Here is an 18,675-nt window from a genome sequence, read left to right as displayed (position 1 = left end):
ATACGGGCCGGCGGCAGGGCCGGCGAGCCGGCCGGGCTACAATGGCGCGATTCATCGCCCTGTAGCTGCCCCATGCAACTGATCGATATCGGCGCCAACCTCACCCACGATTCCTTCGACCGCGACCGCGATGCCGTGCTGGCCCGCGCCCGCGACGCCGGCGTGGTGCAGATGGTGCTGACCGGCGCCAGCCGCGAGCATTCGCCGATGGCCCTCGACCTGGCGCGCCAGCACCCGGGCTTCCTGTACGCCACCGCCGGCGTGCACCCGCACCACGCGGTGGAATACACCGACGAATGCGATGCCGAAATGCGCGCGCTGCACGCCCACGCCGAAGTGGTGGCGGTGGGCGAGTGCGGCCTGGACTATTTCCGCGATTTCGCCCCGCGCCCGGCCCAACACCGTGCCTTCGAGCGCCAGCTGCAGCTGGCCAGCGAGGTGCGCGCCGCCGATGGACAGCGCAAGCCACTGTTCCTGCACCAGCGCGACGCGCATGCCGATTTCATGGCGCAGATGAAGAACTTCGACGGCCGCATCGGCGCCGCGGTGGTGCATTGCTTCACCGGCGAGCGCCAGGAGCTGTTCGATTACCTGGACCAGGACTGGTACATCGGCATTACCGGCTGGCTGTGCGACGAGCGCCGTGGCGCGCACCTGCGCGAGCTGGTCAAGCACATTCCGGCCGAGCGGCTGATGATTGAAACCGACGCGCCGTACCTGCTGCCGCGCAGTTTGAAGCCGATGCCGAAGGATCGGCGCAATGAGCCGATGTTCCTGGCGCATATCGTCGAGGAACTGGCGCGGGATCGCGGCGAGGATGTGGAGCTGACTGCAGCGAACGCCACCGCAGCGACGCGCACGTTCTTCCGCCTGCCAGACGCGCGCTGACCCGGGCCTGCCGTGTCGCTGCCTTGGTAGGGTCGCATCCCGATCGACCGCCGATACCAATGGGCAGGCCGTAGAAGGCATGACCGATGCCGAAGGCACGTCGCCGGAGAGGTCAATGCGTCAAAGCACCGATCACTCCTATCGGCGGTTGTTTGGGAACCAACCCTACCGGATGGCGTCCTGAAGGCCTTCGCGGTATGTGGCGAACTTCGGCTTCCACCCCAACGCTTCGCGCGTGCCCCGGCTGTTGATGCGCTTGTTGCTGGCGTAGAACCGCCGCAACGCCGGGCTTACCGACGGGTCATCCCACGCCACCGCAGGTGGCATTGCAAACCCGCCCAGCTCCGCCGCGAACGCCAGCACCTCCTGCGGCGGCGCCGGCTCGTCGTCGGCGGGCAGATACAACGCCTCGCCCGGGCGACCCATCGCGGCAACAACGACCGCCGCCAGATCCTCCACATGCAGCCGGTTGAACACCAACCCCGGCCGCAGCACATGCCGCGCGCGGCCTTCCGCCAGTTGAACCAGCGCATTGCGCCCGGGCCCATAGATCCCGGGCAGCCGGAACACGGCAGACGCCACGCCCTTGTCATGCGCGAACCCGCGCCACTGCGCCTCGGCCAGCAACCGCCGCCGCGCCGTGTCATCCACCGCATCGGCCAGCGACGACTCGTCGATCCAGCCTCCCTCGCGGTCGGCGTACACCGCCGTTGAAGAGAGATAGCCCACCCAGCGAAGTACCGTGCTGGCACGCAGCGCTTCGGCCACCAACCGCAACGCAGGGTCACCGGCATCATCCGGAGGCACCGTACAGATCACCGCCTCCGCGCTGCGGATGGCCTCACGCAGCGCATCATCAACAGGCTGTCCCGCCACCAGCCGGTGGCGGACAACACCATCGTCGGGCGCCGCCTCCGGCTCCCGCACCGTCCCACTGCAGGCCACACCCTGGGCCTGTAACAGCGCCGCCACGTGCCGCCCGCCGTAGCCAAGCCCCAGCACCAGAACCCGCGTCGGTGCAGCGCCGGCAGCCATGCTCAGCCCGCGCGCTGGCGCTGGTAAGCCTGCAGATGCGCATACGCCACCGCCAGCAGCGGCGCCGCCTGGCCGGCCGCGCGTGCCCGCACCAGCATGTCGCCCACGATCTGCTCGGCCTCCACCTGCTGGCCGGCCTCCAGATCGCGCAGCATCGACGCCTTCAGCGCCGAGCCTTCCTGCGTGGTCGCCGCCAGTGCCACGGCCTGCGCCTTCTCCGGAATCGGTTCACCCGCTTCCTCGGCTACCGCCAGGCATTCGGCATACAGCCCGCGTACGATCTCCGCACCATCGTCCGTAGCCACGATCGTGCCCACATCCGCCCGCATCAGGCAGGTTGCCGCCGCCAGCGTGGCCAGGAACGTGTACTTGACCCACTGCTCCTGCCCAATGGCATCGCTGGCCACATGGTCCACCCCGGCCTGCACGCACGCCGCCGCCAGCGCCAGTACCCGCGCACTGTTGCCGGGCGTGTCACGCTCGCCAAAGGTCAGCTTCGCCGCTGGCGCCAGGTGCAGCACTGCCCCATCGGCGGCCTTGGTCGCACTGATGAAGCACAGCCCACCCAGCACCGCATCGCGGCCAAAGCGCGCATCCAGTGCCGCGTAGTGGCGCAGCCCGTTGAGGATCGGCAGCACCGTCGTACGCGACGACACCGCAGGTGCAATCGCCTCGATGGAGCTGTCCAGGTCGTAGGCCTTGCAGCTGAGAATCACCAGATCGAAGGGCTGCTCTGCGGCAAGCGCAGGCAACGCATCGGCGGTGACGTGGGCTACCGGGAAGCTCGCATCACCCAGCGGGCTGCGAATCACCAGGCCCTCGCTGTCCAGCTGAGCTGCGCGGGCAGGGCGGACCAGGAAGGTCACGTCGACCCCCGCCTGGGCCAGGCGACCGCCGAAGTAACCGCCGGTACCACCGGCACCCAATACAAGTATGCGCATGCGTTTCTCCAACTACTTCGAGGGCCGGCCAACGGCCGGCGCTACCGGGGCAGGTCAGCTCCGCATGCCTACGCCGCGCTTCAGCAGCCACAGCGCCAGCGCGGTCAGCACCACCACGAAACCGATCATCAGCGCGTACGCCACCCACAGCGGTACGTCGCTCGTACCCAGCAGGCCGTAGCGGAACGCGTTCACCATGTAGAAGATCGGGTTGGCGTGCGTGGCCGCTTCCGCCCACGTCGGCAGCAGCTTCACCGAATAGAACACGCCGCCCAGGTAGGTCAGCGGGGTCAGGATGAAGGTCGGCACGATCGCCACGTCATCGAACTTCTTGGCGTACACCGCATTGATGAAACCGGCCAGCGAGAAGATCGTCGCGCCCAGCAGCACCGTGGTCAGCGTCACCAGCGGGTGCGGAATGCGCACCGGCGTGAAGAACATCGCGATGAGCAGCACGATCACGCCCACCATCAACCCGCGCAGCACCGCACCGGCCACGTAGCCCCACAGGATCACCCAGTTCGGCATCGGGCTTACCAGCAGCTCTTCCACGTGGCGCCCGAACTTCGCCCCGAAGAACGACGAACTGATGTTGCCGTAGCTGTTCTGGATCACGCTCATCATCACCAGGCCCGGCACGATGAACTGCATGTAGCTGTAGCCGCCCATCTCGCCCACGCGTGAACCGATCAGCCCGCCGAAGATCAGGAAGTACAGCGTCATCGTGATCGCCGGCGGCACCAGCGTCTGGCCCCAGATGCGCAGGATGCGCGCCACTTCGCGGCGCACGATCGTCATCAGCGCAATCCGGTTGCGCTGGCCGTCGGTCAGGACCGGGGTCGGGGTGCTGCTCATGCCGCGTTCTCCTGGTTGCCGGTGAGGCGCACGAACAGCTCCTCCAGGCGGTTGCTCTTGGTCCGCATCGACCGCACCCGGATGCCCGACGCGTTCAGCGCCGCGAACACCCGGTTCAGATCCATCGCGCGCGGCATGTCCACGTCCAGCGTGTGCCCGTCGATGGCCACCATCGTGGTGCCCTCGATCACCGGCAGCTGCGCCGGCAGCTCACCGTCGATATCGAACAGGAAGCCTTCCACGTCCAGCTTGGCCAGCAGCTCGCGCATCGGCCCCTGGGTCACGATCTGGCCGTGGTTGATGATGGCCAGGTTGCGGCACAGGTGCTCGGCCTCTTCCAGGTAATGGGTGGTGAGGATGATCGTGGTGCCGGCCGCGTTGATCTCCTTCAGCACCCGCCACATGTCGCGGCGGATCTCGATATCCACGCCCGCGGTGGGCTCATCCAGGATCAGCAGGCGCGGGCGGGTCATCATCGCCCGGGCGATCATCAGCCGGCGCTTCATGCCGCCCGACAGCGTCCGGCTCATCACCTGCGCCTTTTCCCACAGGTGGGCGCGCTTGAGCTCCTCCTCGGCCATCTTCTCGGCCTCGGCACGGGCCACGCCATAGAAACCGGCGTAGTTGACCAGGATGTCGAAGGGCTTCTCGAACAGGTTGAAGTTGATTTCCTGCGGCACCAGGCCGATCAGGCGCATGGTGGCGCTGCGGTTGCGCACCAGGTCGCTGCCGAATACCTCCACCTGGCCCTCGCTGAGGTTCACCAGCGAGCTGATGATCCCGATCAGGGTGGACTTGCCGGCCCCGTTCGGGCCCAGCAGCGCGAAGAAGTCGCCCGGGGCAACGTCCAGCGAAACCCCTTTCAGGGCCTGGGTGCCGTTGTCATAGGTCTTGCGGAGGTCGCGCACCCGCAGGGCGGGGGCGGTACTGGTCGCGGGAGTGTTCTGGGATGCCAAGCTCTTGCCTTCGCGCCCATGGGACGGCGCTGGATAGGGGCGGGGGAGCGGCTATTATAGAAGCCCCCGAGGGTCTGCCCCGGCTACACACTGTTTCCCAAATTCGTGCCTGTTCAATTCCCCCTCAAGCTGATCGACCGGCGCATGCTGGCCCCCACCGTCGGCCACTACCAGTTCCTGCGTGATGACGGCCAACCGCTGGATTTCCAGCCCGGACAGTTCATCCAGGTCCATTTCGAGTACGCCGACGGCACCGCCACCAAGCGCAGCTACTCCCTGGCCACGATCCACGACCACGCCATGGCCCCGGGCGAAGCCGTTGATATTGCAGTCAGCTTTGTGCCCGGCGGCGCCGCCACGGCCCTGTTCGAGGGCCTGGACCTGGGCGGCCACGTGACCGCCAGCGGCCCGTTCGGCCGGTTCTGCCTGATGCCGGGCGACCACAACGCCCGCTACCTGCTCATCGCCACCGGCACCGGGGTCACCCCGTACCGCTCCATGCTGCCGCTGCTGGCCACCGCCATGGCCGAGCGCGGGGTGGAAGTGGTGCTGCTGCAGGGCGCCCGGACCCCGGAAGAGCTGCTCTACAGCGAAGACTTCTACGCCTTCGCCGCCGCCCACCCGGGCTTCCGCTACGTGCCGTGCCTGTCCCGCGAGCTGCCCGAGAACCCGCACCCGGACGTCCGCCACGGCTACGTGCAGCAGCACCTGGCCGAATTCGCCCCGAACCCGGCCACCGACATCGCCTACCTGTGCGGCAACCCGGACATGGTGGATGCGACCTTCGAGGCATTGAAGGAGGCTGGGTTGCCGACGCCGCAGGTGCGGCGGGAGAAGTACGTCAGCAGCAAGTGACGCTGGGCTGGAGTAAGGGGGCTAGAATGGCCCCATCAGATCCGGAGCTACCGCCATGACGCCCCCCGTGACTGCCAAGCAGGAAGTCGCCCAGTTGCTGAATCAACTGCCGGACGATTCCACGCTTGAAGACATCCAGTACCACGTCTATGTATTGGAGAAGATCCAGCGCGGCCGCGCGGATGTGGATGCTGGCCGGGTCCACACCACAGAACAGGCGCGCGAGCGGCTGGGTAAATGGCTGGACCGCTGAACTGGACGAGCGAGGCGCTCGAAGATATCGACGCCATCGCAGAGTTCATTGCACGAGACTCCCCGCGCCACGCCAGACGGATCATCGAAGCGCTGTTTGAGCTGGGCAATGTGATTGAGGTCCATCCCTCTGCGGGTAGGGTAGTGCCAGAGGTTGGCAGTACAAGCCTGCGAGAGCGCTTCCTCTACAGCTATCGAGTCATTTACGAAATTCGCGCTGACCAGATTGCAGTACTCGCAGTCCTTCACGGTAAGAGACTGCTTGATTCTGTCGACGAGCGGCTGGGCGGCTGACGTTCGGGCATATGCGCAGGGAGCTTCAGCGGGCTGGAATCGACCCACTCGCGAGGTACGTTGCCAACGTGCGGTCTTCGATCTCGTACTCGCCCTTTTCACCCTTGGTTGCCAGCACCAGGTTCTTCACCAGTCGATTGACGGCGGTTTGAACCCGCTGCGGGTTGCACGCGTTCTTCTCTTCCAGTCGATCCGTGACCATGGCGCTGAAGTCCGTACTGAACAGGCTCTCCGGCTGTTGGGTAGCCAGGTGTTGCAGGATGATCCTGTCGATCGGTTTCAACCTCAGCCACTGCTCGCGTAGACCGGTTTCGCCTATCTCGTGCTGCCAGCGGCGCAAGCCATCCCACGGGTCGGATGTGATGCCAACCACCATGTGCAGGATGATCTGGTTGAGGTAGAGCGGCACCCGGGCAATGCGTTCGAAGACCCTGGCCAACTCCACCTGATCAACCTTGCGTCCGGTCATCTGCGCAAAGATGTGGGCGCGGTTGGCCACAAAGTCGTCGCCCAGCTGCGGCAGAGGCAGTGAAAGCGCCGCATCAAACAACGGCGCTCTACGCTTGCGGAACATTTCATTGAGTGCGTCGCAGGAGGATCCCGTAAAGAAGAGCTTCAACTTCGGCTGCAGCTCAAGCATCGAAGCGCGGAAGCAGGCGACGAAATCCTCGTGCATTCCAGCAGCGAGCGTCTGGAATTCATCCAGGATGAGCAGAACCGGCTTGTTGCTGGCCTGCGCCAGATTCTGCATTGCGGTTCTGAGCCTGCCTTGCAGGTCAGCTTGCGCACCCGTCTTTGTCCACTCCGCGTGTACCCCAGATCCGGCGTAAGCCGCCTTGGCGGTCACCTTGTCAGGCTTGATCGCCTTGGACAAAAGGCCCTTGGGCCGCGCGGCGGCTTCCAGCTCCTCCACAAGAGCTACTTCCGGATGGTCCCGCCTGACCCATAGATCGATGTAGCACGCCCGCCAGCCCCACGCCTCAGCCGCCGGGACGAGGTCGTTCCTCACGAAGAGGGTCTTCCCCATACGCCGCGCGGCGAACATGGTGATGGCATGGGTAAGCCCGGAGCCCAGCGCCTGATGGACCGTGTGGACCAGATCCTCGCGGGGGAAGTAGTGGATGTCGGCAAGCGTATTCATTATGGATCTTTATGGCCAAAACCATAATTATGATTTCCTTCATAAGATGCCATGATTCGTGGAGAAGTGCTGTGACCCTTCCCGCAAAAGGGTTGGGCCAGATACGCCAGCGCCCGACTCAGAGCACAGTTCCAGAAAGTGAGCCTGCACCTGCAGCTCGGCCTGTGTGGGGGAACGCAACTCCGCTACGATTGCGCGAACGCGCCGTAACGCGGGGATGCCGAGAGGGGAGCATGGAGCACGAAGTAGCCGAAGAGGTGATCCAGGCGGCTCGGGAACACCCGGGCGGCTTCGTATACAAGATCGAGGGTAGCTTCGGCCCTGATGACGCCGTTCCGCCCGAAGCCATCGTCGGTGCTTGGGAAGTTGACCCCAACGGAAAGCTCACCGGGAAATTCTTCGCTAACCCGAACTATCCGAGGCGAGCGTGACAGTCTTCGACATCGGCGGGATGGGCGCCAACGGCGCAGCAGTACGGAGGCTTTTCGGCGCGGTCCAGCAGTTCCTGGCGCGAACGAACGTGAGTCCTGAGGCTGCAGGAGCGATCAAAGCTCTGCTGGACGAACTCTATCCAGATGACGTGCACCTTCAGGAGGTGGCGGACAAGTTGGCGCTCTATCGCTTGGGGGGCGGAAAGAAGGCGCTTGGCGAGCGCGAAATCAGGGAATCGCTCAAGGGAGTCGAGAGCCATCTTCGGCGCACCTTGCTGCCTCGCAGAATAGAGCGAGCTGCGAACATGAGGTTGATTGACTTGCCTGACGTATTCCTGGAGATGGTGAAACCAGATCTGTCGCCAGATGACGATGTGAACTGGTACTTCGCCGGGATAGTGAAGGCCCTGTACTGGAACTATGGCTGCACAATTGAGGTAGCGGAACGCCTCGCGAGTGAGTACTACGTCAAGTTCAGCAATCGGGACTACTGCCATTCCATCGGTATTCCGGTGCAGGACGATGATTACTTCTTCCATGAAGGAGCCGGCGGGATCGCGATGAGGATCTACTACTGCCTGGTGCTGAAGTTGGAACCGGGCCATGAATCCTTCGTCGAATGGCGGCAGCATCACTATTAGTCCGCTTGAAAGCGCAGTTGTCCCTTGTCACGCGAGATCCATGGTTGATGCCGAAATCATCGAACAAGCCAAGTCGATCCGTGAGATGTCATCTCAAGACGCAGCTTAGGTAGCTGAACACCATGACGGTGATGAACGAGACAGCTGGCTCTGGTGTTCACAGGGCATTGTTATCCAGGCTCATGGCTGAGCTGAACCGTGCCGAAGGTTGAACTGTTGTACGCATCAGGGCGTACCATTCACCCGGGGCTTAGCCCTTGATCGCACTCCGCTCTACAAATTCCGTCGGCACGTGGTCGGTCAGCCAGACGCCATTGTCAGCCTGGAAGAACGTATAGCCCTGATGATGCATGCGAAGCGCATCAACTGTCAGCACGATAGGACTGCCGTAACGCTGGCCAACGGTCGTGGCGGTGGTGGTGTCTTCGGAAAGGTGCACATGGTGTCGCTGGCCCGGGCGTAGGCCTTCAGCCAGGATCGAGTCAAGGTTCCGCGTCGCCGTTCCGTGATAGAGCAGTGCAGGGGGAACCTTCGCAATGTGCTGTATGGCAACGCTATCTGTGGAGTGGCCTTGCACTGCACGAATGCGGCTGTTGTCATCGGAGAGCGTGAAGCGCTTCTTGTCGTTAGTGCTCACGATCTGCTGGATAAGTGCCCGATCCAGCTCTCGGCCAGCGGACGCTGCGCCGGCGATCAGTGCATCAACGTCAGCCCACCCTTCGGCGTCCAGCGTCAGCCCAATTGCCTCGGGCTGATGACGCAGCACGTAGCTCAGGAACTTGCTGGTCTCTACGAGTTGCTTTGTCATATGGCTACTTCTTCACGTCGGCGTGTACGGCGATTCACTTGGCAGCGCCGCCTTGGCCTCATCCAGCCTGTCTTCCCGTACCAACCCGCAGATCCGATGAGCCAGCGGCGTGACATCGGTGACACGCTGGGTCCACTCTCCGATGTACAGGCGCACGGCCTCGCCACTCAGTCCTATCTGGATGGCACGGTGTTCCAGCGGCCGGTGATGCAGGTCGCGCTCCGGGTCCCATTGCACGCGGACCGGTGAGCGGCTCTTGAGCGCCTCCCATTCCTGTGCGTCCATGCCCGGTTCGGGGTGGCTGGTACAGCCGTGAGCCAGCGCCCATGCGAAGCCCTCATGGGTGATGTCGATGGCCAGGATGCGGGACTGACCCGCATCCTTGTAGCCCCATCCGGCGCGATACATCATCCATAGGAAGGAGGGCTTGATCCACGTCATCCGCTCCATCTTGAAGGGCGGGGCGACGAAGGTCTGGTGTTTGAGGGCGCTGTCGGCGATGGCGTCCGAGTAGGCCTGGTAAACGCGGAGAGTGGAAGCGTCGTACTGGGCGCGGATCTGCCGCGCCGGAATCGTTGTCGTTGTCATTTCGCTCCTTATAGCCGAGCTCGCGCAGCCGATCGACCAGCTGGCGACGGGCGGTCGCTTGCACTGGATCATCGGCGGTGCCGCGACCATCGATTGCGGTCGGGCATCAGGCCGGCGAATGCGTGCTGGACATGCATCCTTTGGGCGAACGAGAATGCGGCGACAGAATGTTTCCCTACGGAAACCTGGACGTGGTGAACATGGTGAACACTGGAAATACGGCAAGTGACCCTTCCGATTTTTCCAGCGGTATTTCTCCCGAAGCGTCGGCTCATCGGGGCGTGCGGCCAAGAGGTGATTACATGCACCATCCAAGAATCATGTCCTCCGAGATCGCCAAGGCCGTCGAACTTGCCAGCGCGGAAGGGAACGAGATCTTGAGCGTGTCGGAGGGGTGGGCAGAAGTGCGGCAGGTCGTACATATGAAGCGGCCGCTGACTGACGCTCTTAGAAACCGGATATCGCTCTTGACGCTGAGACACTGGACGACGGAGCCGACACCACATAACAAGGCGGAAGTGGGGTTCTCTGATGACACTGACCGGGTCGCGTTAGCCTTCCCCGCGTGATTTCTCAACATGAGGCAGTGAGATGGATCCTGGTGTTTCCATGGATGAGGATGTCAACGATTATTTCGACATGATAGTCGGAAGCTTGAGCTTAAGCTTTGGCTACTGCTTGTCGCAATCGGAAGACTTGGTAAGGGAGTATTACCGCAAGTTCACTGATCCGATCTTCTGCTCATCAATAGGGATGCGCGTGCAGGATCACGACTTTTTCTTCCACGAGGGAGTTCTCGGGATGGCGCTCAGAGTTCAGTACTACTTGGTGCTGAAAGGAAGTCCACGTCGAGATGCATTCATTGATTGGCGTAAAGAATTCATGGCTGAATGCAAGCGAGGCTGAAATGGTCGATTCGGTAGAGAGATTCCTGCTGCGGGGATCCGCCGCGCCGGCAACGTTGTCGTTGCCATTTTCTCTTTACAACAGCGCTCGCCTGGCCCGGTACCGGGCAAACGACGCGCGGTCGCTCGTGGAGGTTAATATGCTGCCCGCTGAAACTTTGGTTGGCTCCCTGCTTGCTCCATTCCTGGATCGTGTCCTCACCAGGTACGAGGCTGTCGACGTAGTAACCACCAGGATTGCAGGTCGCACTTACGTAACTTCCGGTGACCTTGGCTTTTCCTTGGTGTCCGATGACGGGGAATCAATCGACACTGTTCAGATGCATGGCGAAAGCTCGGCCTATGGCCCCAGTGCACTTCTGCTTCCATCGGAGCTGCTGATGTCCGATTCGCGCTCGGTCGCGCGATCCAAGCTTGGCGACCCCATTCGAATTGGAGGCGGGGACCTCAATCCCCTGACAGGGGAGGCAGTACGAGATTGGGATCTGTTCGCAGCAGGCAAGTATCACTGTCACTTGGAGTATTTGCCGGACAATTCTGGGTTTTCCTCCTGTCAATCAGGCTTGCGCCGAACTAGCAACTTGATGACGTCATAAGGACTTCAACCCTTGGATGTGATGCACCTGGCGGGCCGGTTCGCAGGGAATACGTGAGTGCGTACCGGCGACGACTAACGAATCCCCTCTGCTATTTGCGATCTCCTGTGTAGTTCGAGCGGACGTGCACGGCGATCAAGTCCGCCGAAGGTGGTCTGATGGACGCCGGACGGGAGCCGGGCTGCTACGCCGCAGCGCTCAGTAGCTCTCAGTCCTACGTAGAGCTAGTTGGATCGATTGTTCCTACCGAACTCATCTTCATCATATGCGCAGACTCTTGGTAGCTGCGCCTTCAGCGCCATTCGCGTCATTGAGAAGGTTTGGTCTACCGAAGTCCCGAAATCAAGAGACACAAACAATTTCCCATCGTTGGCAGCGGCGCGCATGGTGTGTTCCGGAGCGTAGAAACTCCAAGACGTGGAAAATGTATGCGTTGTGTCGGGAGGGTGGCTAATACAACACCCTCTGGGGAATACGCCCGCCGGCTTTCCATGTCTACGGTTTCTAACCTCCCGACTCCCTCGCCATCCCGGCGAGGGATCTTCCTGCTGGAGGCAGACCATGAAAAGGCAACTACCCGACGACTGCTACAACGACTACCCTTCCCAATCCGCGATTGCCCGGCGCGCACGCGAACGCCGTACGCAATCCCCGCCGTGCACCCCACCCGCACACTTCCACGAAGAGCTGAAGGTTCCCTACCTCAAGATCCGCGGCCAGTGGCTGCGGCAGATGGGCTTCAACGTGGGCCGCAAGCTGCAGATTGAAGCCTGCGCTGGCGTCATCACCATCAAGCTGCTGGGCACGCCGGCAGTCGAAGATCCACGGGTGCCCAGGTTCGTGGAACGCACGATCTTCCACGGCGAGGTCAACGCCGACTTGGGGCAGTTCCTGCCCGAGGACGTCATCCCATGAAGAAGCAGGTCTACTTGCGGGTGAAGTTGGATCCCGCCCTACGCCGCGCGTTCCAGCTCTCCGCGTGGCGCAGCGAACGATCACCCAGCTACGTGCTTCGGTCGTTGATCCAGAACTGCGTGTCCCTGGATCGGAACCTCAATGGCCTTGATATTGAGGTTTGGGGCGATTGCTTCCCGCTGGAAGGTGAAGCGACGAGGCAGCCGAACCGGCAGCGCTCCCGGTGAAGAGGTAGCAACGCCACCGCTACCCGGAGCGCGTTGCCATGTAAGTGTTCGCACCACGCACCACTGCAAATCCGGTTTCGGGCCCGTCTCCGGCAAGTTCAGCACCCTATCCTGGTCGGTCTCCTCGCGCTGGCGCAGGGACGAAACCCCTCGTCGAATCGGGCATGTCACATCCAGCCCGCCCATCCGTCATGGCATGCTGAGACCCTTCAATCCAGGATGCGATCGAAATGCGACTTTCCTGCCGTCCCCTGGCCACCAGTGCGGCGTTGCTGCTGCTGGCGGCCTGCCAGGCCACTCCGGATGCACCGCCGGAAGGAGCCGAGCGCCAGTACGGAACACTGACGTTCAAGCCCTGCACCCTTACCAGCGCCCAGGCCAGCAACAACGTGGAAGCCGAGTGCGCCACGCTGCAGGTGCCCGAGAACCCCGAGGCGCCCGAAGGCCGCAAGATCGGACTCAACATCGCCCTGCTGGATACTGCCAACGAAGGCGAGGGCAAGCAGGACCCGGTGTTCTTCCTGGCCGGCGGGCCGGGCCAGTCGGCCACGCAGGTGGCGGCCATCATCAACCAGTCGCTGCGCGACGTGCGCAAGAAGCGCGACATCATCCTGGTGGACCAGCGCGGCACCGGCAAATCCAACCCGCTCAGCTGCGTGGATGCCGACGGCAAGGAGCTTTCGTTCGACGAGAACGCGGCGGCCACGCCCGAGGTGATCGCCGAGTTCGCCACCCGCTGCGCTGCCGCGCTGGCCGAGCGTGCCGACACCCGGTTCTACACCACCACCCAGGCCATTGGTGACCTGGACGCGGTGCGTGCTGCGCTGGGCGTGGACAAGGTCAACCTGGTCGGCGGTTCCTACGGTACCCGCGTGGCCCAGCAGTACGCCGCGCGCTTCCCGCAGCACACCCGTACGGTGGTGATCGACGGGGTGGCGCCGAACGACCTGGCGGTGGGCGGCGATTTCGCCAACACCTTCGAATCGGCGATCGAGCTGCAGTCGGCCCAATGCCGCAAGGACCCGGCCTGCGCCAAGCGTTTCCCGGTCGATACCCGCACCCAGCTGCGCAACGTGATGACCACGCTTGCCAAGGCCCCGGTGGAGGTGGAATACCGTGACCCGGGCACCGCTGCAGTACGCCGCGACCCGATCAGCGCCAACACCGTGACCAGCCTGGCTTTCATGTTCTCGTACATGCCGGAACTGTCCTCGCTGCTGCCGGTGGTGCTGGACGAAGCCGCGCAGGGCCGTTACGCGCCGCTGATGTCGCTCAACAGCCTGGCTACCCGCAACATGGCCGGGCAGATGAACCAGGGCATGCAGTGGTCGGTGATCTGCGCCGAAGACGCCGACCGCTACCAGGAAGCCCCGGCCGGCGACCGCCTGCTCGGCCCGGAAGTGGCACGCATGTTCTTCGCGGCCTGCCCGGTGTGGAACGTGGGCACGCGCCCGAAGAACTTCACCGCGCCGTTGAGCACCGACGTGCCGGTGCTGCTGCTGTCGGGCGAATTCGACCCGGTCACCCCGCCGCGCTACGCCGAACAGGTGCTCAAGCACCTGCCCAACGGCCGCCACATCGTGGCCAAGGGCCAGGGCCATGGCACGCTCGGCGCCGGCTGCATGCCGCGCCTGCTGGCGCAGTTCATGGACAAGGCCGACGCCAAGGCACTCGACGCCTCCTGCCTGGATACCCTCACCGCGGTGCCGGCCTTCACCTCGTTCAACGGATGGGAACCATGATCGTCGCCGAGAACCTGCATAAAGCGTTCAAGACCAAGACCGGCCTGATCAAGGCGGTGGACAACGTCGGCTTCCAGGCCGAGGACGGTCGCATCACCGGCCTGCTGGGCCCCAACGGCGCCGGCAAGACCACCACCATGCGCATGCTCTACACCCTGATGTCACCCGACCAGGGCCGGGTGCTGGTGGATGGACTGGACGTGGCCACCCACCCGGTGGAGGTCCGTCGCCGCCTGGGCGTGCTGCCCGACGCACGCGGCGTGTACAAGCGGCTGACCGCGCGCGAGAACATCGCCTACTTCGGCGAGCTGCACGGCATGAGTGCCGCGCACATCCGCGAGCGCACCAAGGTGCTCTCCAAGGCGCTGGACATGGAAGACATCCTGGACCGCCAGACCGACGGCTTCTCCCAGGGGCAGCGCACCAAGACCGCCATTGCGCGCGCGCTGGTGCACGACCCACGCAACGTGATCCTGGACGAACCCACCAACGGCCTGGACGTGATGACCACCCGCGCGCTGCGGGGGTTCCTGCGCGAGCTGCGCGACGAAGGCCGCTGCGTGATCTTCTCCAGCCACATCATGCAGGAGGTGGCCGCGCTGTGCGACACGATCGTGATCATTGCCAAGGGCACGGTGATGGCCGCCGGCACGGCCGATGAGCTGCGCGCGCTGACCGGCGAAGCGAACCTGGAAGATGCCTTCGTGAAGGCGATCGGCAATGAAGAAGGACTGCACGCATGAGCGCGTTTGCCACGTTGTTGACCGTCATGCGCAAGGAACTGCGCGACCTCTCGCGTGACCGCCGTACCTTGGCGCTCACCCTGCTGCTCGGGCCGTTGCTGTACCCGGTGCTGATCCTGGGCATGGGCAAGCTGGCCGAGACCCGGTTCAAGACCCAGATCGACACCCCGCTGGACATTCCCACCATCGGCCGCGAGCACGCCCCCAACCTGGTGCGCTTCCTGGCCTCGCAGGGACTCAACGCGGTGGACCCGCCGAAGGACCTGACCGCGGAGATCCGTGACCAGAAGATCGACATCGCACTGCGCATCAGCCCGGAGTTCGGCAAGGACTGGGCAGAGGGGCGCCCGGCACTGGTGGAGATCGTGCAGGACAGCACCCGCCGCGATGCCGACATTCCCACCGCACGCCTGAAGGCGGCACTCAGCGGTTACAGCCAGCAGGTGGGCGCGCTGCGCTTGCTGGCGCGCGGTATCGACGCGCAGGTGGCACGCCCGCTGGACGTGGCTACCCAGGACCTGGCCACGGCCGAGGCCAAGCGCGGTGTGATGCTGTCGCTGCTGTTGCCGATCCTGCTCACCATCACCTCGTTCCTGGGCGGTGCCTACCTGGTGATGGACACCACCGCGGGCGAGCGTGAGCGGCAGTCACTGGAGCCGTTGCTGGCCACCCCGGCCCGGCGCAGCGCCATCGTCAGCGGCAAGATCGCCGCCGCCTGCGTGGTGGGCGTGGTGTCGCTGCTGCTCACGCTGGCGGCGTTCAAGCTCAGCGCGCAGCTGTCCACTGGTGCGGCCGCGCGGCAGCTCAACATGGGCCTGCTGTCGATGCTGCAGATGCTGTTCGTGATGATGCCGATCCTGTTCATCGGCACCTCGCTGCTGACCTTCCTCTCGGCAGCGGCCAAGAGCATGAAGGAGGCGCAGAGCCACATGACCTGGCTGATGCTGCTGCCGATGCTGCCCGGTTACGCGTTGATGGTGTACCCGGTGAAGTCCGAGCTGTGGCAGCTGGCGGTGCCGTTCCTGGCGCAGAACCAGATGCTGCTGAAGATCATCCGCCACGAACCGATCAGCCCGCAGATGTGGGCGGTGTACCTGGTGGCAGGCTTCGGCCTGGCCGGGCTGCTGTGGTACGCCGCCGTACGCCGTTACCACCAGGAGCGCCTCGCGATCTCCGGTTGAGGCCACAAAAAACCCCGGATCGCTCCGGGGTTTTTTGTTGTATCCATCAGCAGTGGATCAACCGCCCGGTGCGAACGACAGTGTGCGGCGGGTGGTGACCGGGGCGCTGACCGGTTCGAACTTCCAGCGCTTGACCGCGTTGAGCGCCTCGCGGTCGAAGATGCGGGCCGGGGTGGCGCGCAGCACGCGCGAGCTGGTGACCGAACCGTCGGTGCCCACGGTGATTTCCACCAGCACTTCGCCCGAGGTACCGGCGCGCAGTGCGTCGGTCGGGTAGCGCGGCGCCGGGGTGCTGATCGGACGCAGGGCGGCGGCAGCGGCCGGTGCGGCGGTGGGCTGGCGGGCAGCAGCGGCCTGGGCGGCAGCGGCAGCCTGCTGGCGCTGTTCGGCTTCGCGGCGGGCCGCTGCCTGGCGCTCGGTGTCCTGGCGCTCGCTTTCGCGGCGGGCGGCATCCTGCTGCGCAGCGATCTGCTTGGCCGCTTCCGCTTCGGTGGCCTGCTGCTGGCGCTGCTGGTCGGCCAGCAGCTTGACCTTGTTCTCAGCGTCCTTCTTGACCTTGTCGGTCTCTTCCTGGGTGCGCTTGAGGGCGGTCTGCATGCCGTTGGTGATGCCCGACTTCAGGCGCGGCAGCGCCGGTGCGGTGGGGTCCACCTTCTCGATCAGCGCCACCAGGCGCTGGCCTTCGGTGAAGTCCTCGCGGGTCAGGCTCTGCTCGGCGGCAATCAGCGTGTACGGCAGCAGGTCCGACAACGCGCTCTTGATCGAGGCATCGTCCGGGGTCTTCTCGCGCAGCGCCAGGTAGTACTCCATGGCGTTGTCGCCGGCCGGGCCGTACATGCGGTTTTCGCGCAGGGCCTTGCTGGCGAGGTCACGCAGTTCCTCGGTCCCCATTGACTGGACCTTGGCCGAAACCGCCGGTGCCGGCGGCGCGGCGGCAGGTGCGGCGGCCGTGGCAGCCGGTGCGGTCGGCGCGGCCGGAGCCGTTTCGTCCTTGCCCGAGCAGGCGGCCAGAGCCACCACCAGGGTCAGCGGCACCAGCAGGCGCGCCTTGGCGTTCGTGTTGACGTGCGACATCCAACTCCCCTTTGAAGAACGACGATACGTAAGGCCTGATGCGGTCAGGCCGACCGAAGCCCCGGTACGTTTCCCAGCGTCCGGCGCGGTGCAGCAGGTGCCCAATCTAGCATCCCCGCGCCCTGCTTTGCAGGGCCGGGGCGGGCAGGGCGGGCGCTTAGTGCGCCAGCGACTTGCTCGGGGTGTGGGCCATCAGCTTGTCGGTGTAGGCAATGCCGATGGCCGACAGGATGAATGCGGCGTGGATGATGGTCTGCCACATCACGCCGCTGCCGGTCATGGTGGAGCACTTGAACGAGGCTTCCACGGCCGGGCCGTACTTGGCCACGGCATCCAGCACCGCGGTGACGTACTCCGGGCTGTTGCACGCCGGCAGGCCGTCCAGGTTGCCGGCGCCGATGAAGGTCTTGAGCAGGTGGATCGAGGAGATGCCGATGATCGACAGCGCCAGCTTCACCTTCAGCACGCTGGCATTGACGTGGCTCAGCCACTCCGGCTGGTCCGGGTGGTTTTCCAGGCGCAGGCGCGAAACGAAGGTTTCGTAGCCGCCCACGATCACCATCACCAGCAGGTTGGAGATCATCACCACGTCGATCAGGCCCAGCACCAGCAGCATGATTTCCTGCTCGCCCATGCTGTTGGCCTTGTGGACCAGGTGCCACAGCTCCTTGCCGAACAGGAACACGTAGACGCACTGCGCCAGGATCAGGCCCAGGTACAGCGGCAGCTGCAGCCAGCGCGAGGCGAAGATCAGGGACGACAGGGGGCTGATGGGCTTTTCGGTCGAGCTCATGCTGGGATGCTGCGTTGCGGGGGACGCCGCAGAGTAGCGGGCCGGCATGACCCTGCCAAGCCAGCTGACGCACTAGACTCGGGATTCCTGAACCGCTGGGTCCTGTCATGATCGATCTGTATTACTGGCCTACCCCGAACGGCCACAAAGTCACCCTGCTGCTGGAAGAGCTGGGCCTGCCGTACACCATCAAGCCGGTGAACATCGGCAGCGGCGACCAGTTCAAGCCCGAATTCCTCGCCATTTCCCCCAACAACAAGATGCCGGCGCTGGTCGACCACCAGCCCACCGACGGGGGCGCGCCGCAGAGCGTGTTCGAGTCCGGGGCGATCCTGCTGTACCTGGCCGAGAAGACGGGGAAATTCCTGCCGGCCGACACCCGCGGCCGGGTGGCGGTACTGGAATGGCTGTTCTGGCAGATGGCCGGGCTGGGCCCGATGAGCGGCCAGATGGGCCATTTCAATGTGTATGCGCCGGAGCAGATTCCGTATGCCATCGAGCGCTACGGCAACGAAGTGCGCCGCCTGCACGGGGTGATGGACAAGCGCCTGGCCACCAGCCCCTATCTGGGCGGCGATGATTACAGCATCGCCGACATGGCCAGCTACCCGTGGATCGGCGCGTACGACAAGCTGCCGCCCGATTTCGCCGCGTTCCCGAACCTGAAGCGCTGGCACGACGCCATTGCCGCGCGCCCGGCGACCCAGCGGGCCTACGCGCTGAAGCATCAGGTCAACCCGGATGCCGGCAAGCCGCTGTCCGACGAAGAGCGCAAGCACCTGTTCGGCCAGCGCTGAGGCGGGTCGGGTGACAT

Annotated in this window: 23 protein-coding genes; 14 read left to right on the top strand and 9 right to left on the bottom strand. The window is 64.3% G+C overall.

Features of this window, described 5'->3' with window-relative positions:
• Positions 1 to 72: 72 nt before the first annotated feature.
• Positions 73 to 888 (top strand): TatD family hydrolase, encoded by an 816-nt coding sequence (locus V9K91_RS04015; RefSeq protein WP_093532671.1) that lies wholly within the window; start codon positions 73 to 75, stop codon positions 886 to 888.
• A 165-nt stretch (positions 889 to 1,053) separates the two neighbouring features.
• Here V9K91_RS04015 and V9K91_RS04010 read toward each other — a convergent pair whose 3' ends face one another.
• From V9K91_RS04010 to V9K91_RS03995, 4 genes are read right to left on the bottom strand one after another with little or no spacing between them, the layout of a single operon-like run.
• Complete coding sequence (locus tag V9K91_RS04010) at positions 1,054 to 1,923, bottom strand: NAD(P)H-binding protein (protein ID WP_095363226.1); 870 nt, start codon at positions 1,921 to 1,923, stop codon at positions 1,054 to 1,056.
• 2 nt (positions 1,924 to 1,925) lie between these two features.
• Complete coding sequence (gene panE, locus V9K91_RS04005; protein WP_336442735.1) at positions 1,926 to 2,864, bottom strand: 2-dehydropantoate 2-reductase; 939 nt, start codon at positions 2,862 to 2,864, stop codon at positions 1,926 to 1,928.
• A gap of 54 nt (positions 2,865 to 2,918) precedes the next feature.
• The gene (locus V9K91_RS04000) at positions 2,919 to 3,719 is read right to left on the bottom strand and encodes an ABC transporter permease (protein WP_068854422.1); all 801 of its coding nucleotides are present in this window, start codon (positions 3,717 to 3,719) and stop codon (positions 2,919 to 2,921) included.
• Positions 3,716 to 4,675, bottom strand: a complete 960-nt coding sequence (locus V9K91_RS03995) for an ABC transporter ATP-binding protein (RefSeq protein WP_068854421.1) — start codon at positions 4,673 to 4,675, stop codon at positions 3,716 to 3,718. Before V9K91_RS03995 ends, V9K91_RS04000 begins: the two co-directional genes overlap by 4 nt.
• A 105-nt stretch (positions 4,676 to 4,780) precedes the next feature.
• Here V9K91_RS03995 and V9K91_RS03990 point away from each other — a divergent pair, with 105 nt between their 5' ends.
• Genes V9K91_RS03990 through V9K91_RS03980 form a run of 3 tightly spaced genes read left to right on the top strand, consistent with a single transcriptional unit; the run spans position 4,781 to position 6,076 of the window.
• Positions 4,781 to 5,530: a ferredoxin--NADP reductase gene (locus V9K91_RS03990; protein ID WP_083214238.1), complete on the top strand. Its 750-nt coding sequence runs from the start codon at positions 4,781 to 4,783 to the stop codon at positions 5,528 to 5,530.
• 55 nt (positions 5,531 to 5,585) lie between these two features.
• The gene (locus tag V9K91_RS03985; RefSeq protein WP_095363222.1) at positions 5,586 to 5,783 is read left to right on the top strand and encodes a hypothetical protein; all 198 of its coding nucleotides are present in this window, start codon (positions 5,586 to 5,588) and stop codon (positions 5,781 to 5,783) included.
• Positions 5,768 to 6,076: a type II toxin-antitoxin system RelE/ParE family toxin gene (locus V9K91_RS03980; RefSeq protein ID WP_336442734.1), complete on the top strand. Its 309-nt coding sequence runs from the start codon at positions 5,768 to 5,770 to the stop codon at positions 6,074 to 6,076. Before V9K91_RS03985 ends, V9K91_RS03980 begins: the two co-directional genes overlap by 16 nt.
• 25 nt (positions 6,077 to 6,101) lie before the next feature.
• Here V9K91_RS03980 and V9K91_RS03975 read toward each other — a convergent pair whose 3' ends face one another.
• Positions 6,102 to 7,217 (bottom strand): hypothetical protein, encoded by a 1,116-nt coding sequence (locus tag V9K91_RS03975; protein WP_306987283.1) that lies wholly within the window; start codon positions 7,215 to 7,217, stop codon positions 6,102 to 6,104.
• Between the two features lie 233 nt (positions 7,218 to 7,450).
• On the opposite strand from V9K91_RS03975, the gene V9K91_RS03970 reads away from it, so the two are divergent.
• Both V9K91_RS03970 and V9K91_RS03965 read left to right on the top strand, forming a co-directional pair.
• Positions 7,451 to 7,648 (top strand): hypothetical protein, encoded by a 198-nt coding sequence (locus tag V9K91_RS03970; protein WP_095363219.1) that lies wholly within the window; start codon positions 7,451 to 7,453, stop codon positions 7,646 to 7,648.
• Entirely contained in the window at positions 7,645 to 8,289 is a 645-nt protein-coding gene (locus V9K91_RS03965; RefSeq protein ID WP_095363218.1) for a hypothetical protein, read from the top strand. Before V9K91_RS03970 ends, V9K91_RS03965 begins: the two co-directional genes overlap by 4 nt.
• Positions 8,290 to 8,539: 250 nt before the next feature.
• On the opposite strand, the gene V9K91_RS03960 is transcribed toward V9K91_RS03965, so the two are convergent.
• Together V9K91_RS03960 and V9K91_RS03955 are read right to left on the bottom strand one after the other, a co-directional pair.
• Positions 8,540 to 9,097: an RNA 2'-phosphotransferase gene (locus tag V9K91_RS03960; RefSeq protein WP_336442733.1), complete on the bottom strand. Its 558-nt coding sequence runs from the start codon at positions 9,095 to 9,097 to the stop codon at positions 8,540 to 8,542.
• A gap of 12 nt (positions 9,098 to 9,109) precedes the next feature.
• Positions 9,110 to 9,685 carry a DUF4291 domain-containing protein gene (locus tag V9K91_RS03955; RefSeq protein ID WP_336442798.1) on the bottom strand — a complete coding sequence of 192 codons (576 nt, stop codon included), beginning with the start codon at positions 9,683 to 9,685 and terminating at the stop codon, positions 9,110 to 9,112.
• A 77-nt stretch (positions 9,686 to 9,762) separates the two neighbouring features.
• On the opposite strand from V9K91_RS03955, the gene V9K91_RS03950 reads away from it, so the two are divergent.
• From V9K91_RS03950 to V9K91_RS03920, 7 genes are all read left to right on the top strand, one after another.
• Positions 9,763 to 10,254 carry a hypothetical protein gene (locus V9K91_RS03950; protein WP_141236211.1) on the top strand — a complete coding sequence of 164 codons (492 nt, stop codon included), beginning with the start codon at positions 9,763 to 9,765 and terminating at the stop codon, positions 10,252 to 10,254.
• Positions 10,255 to 10,276: 22 nt separating this feature from the next.
• Positions 10,277 to 10,591 (top strand): hypothetical protein, encoded by a 315-nt coding sequence (locus V9K91_RS03945; protein ID WP_306987285.1) that lies wholly within the window; start codon positions 10,277 to 10,279, stop codon positions 10,589 to 10,591.
• Between the two features lie 1,156 nt (positions 10,592 to 11,747).
• Positions 11,748 to 12,101, top strand: coding sequence for a SymE family type I addiction module toxin (locus tag V9K91_RS03940; RefSeq protein ID WP_095363214.1), 354 nt, complete (start codon positions 11,748 to 11,750; stop codon positions 12,099 to 12,101).
• Positions 12,098 to 12,328 (top strand): hypothetical protein, encoded by a 231-nt coding sequence (locus tag V9K91_RS03935; protein ID WP_095363213.1) that lies wholly within the window; start codon positions 12,098 to 12,100, stop codon positions 12,326 to 12,328. Before V9K91_RS03940 ends, V9K91_RS03935 begins: the two co-directional genes overlap by 4 nt.
• Positions 12,329 to 12,558: 230 nt before the next feature.
• Positions 12,559 to 14,070 carry an alpha/beta hydrolase gene (locus V9K91_RS03930; protein WP_336442732.1) on the top strand — a complete coding sequence of 504 codons (1,512 nt, stop codon included), beginning with the start codon at positions 12,559 to 12,561 and terminating at the stop codon, positions 14,068 to 14,070.
• Positions 14,067 to 14,813 carry an ATP-binding cassette domain-containing protein gene (locus V9K91_RS03925; RefSeq protein ID WP_068854388.1) on the top strand — a complete coding sequence of 249 codons (747 nt, stop codon included), beginning with the start codon at positions 14,067 to 14,069 and terminating at the stop codon, positions 14,811 to 14,813. The genes V9K91_RS03930 and V9K91_RS03925 overlap by 4 nt, the downstream gene beginning before the upstream one ends.
• The gene (locus tag V9K91_RS03920; RefSeq protein ID WP_336442731.1) at positions 14,810 to 15,994 is read left to right on the top strand and encodes an ABC transporter permease; all 1,185 of its coding nucleotides are present in this window, start codon (positions 14,810 to 14,812) and stop codon (positions 15,992 to 15,994) included. Before V9K91_RS03925 ends, V9K91_RS03920 begins: the two co-directional genes overlap by 4 nt.
• Before the next feature lie 57 nt (positions 15,995 to 16,051).
• Here V9K91_RS03920 and V9K91_RS03915 read toward each other — a convergent pair whose 3' ends face one another.
• Positions 16,052 to 17,068, bottom strand: coding sequence for an energy transducer TonB (locus V9K91_RS03915; protein ID WP_068854386.1), 1,017 nt, complete (start codon positions 17,066 to 17,068; stop codon positions 16,052 to 16,054).
• Between the two features lie 157 nt (positions 17,069 to 17,225).
• The gene (locus V9K91_RS03910; protein ID WP_336442730.1) at positions 17,226 to 17,861 is read right to left on the bottom strand and encodes a TIGR00645 family protein; all 636 of its coding nucleotides are present in this window, start codon (positions 17,859 to 17,861) and stop codon (positions 17,226 to 17,228) included.
• Positions 17,862 to 17,968: 107 nt separating this feature from the next.
• Here V9K91_RS03910 and V9K91_RS03905 point away from each other — a divergent pair, with 107 nt between their 5' ends.
• Positions 17,969 to 18,658 carry a glutathione S-transferase N-terminal domain-containing protein gene (locus tag V9K91_RS03905; protein WP_095363210.1) on the top strand — a complete coding sequence of 230 codons (690 nt, stop codon included), beginning with the start codon at positions 17,969 to 17,971 and terminating at the stop codon, positions 18,656 to 18,658.
• Positions 18,659 to 18,675: the final 17 nt, after the last annotated feature.

This window comes from Stenotrophomonas sp. CCNWLW57 (assembly GCF_037203925.1).
Classification (GTDB): domain Bacteria; phylum Pseudomonadota; class Gammaproteobacteria; order Xanthomonadales; family Xanthomonadaceae; genus Stenotrophomonas; species Stenotrophomonas rhizophila_A.
This window is presented reverse-complemented; position numbering and strand designations above follow the sequence as displayed.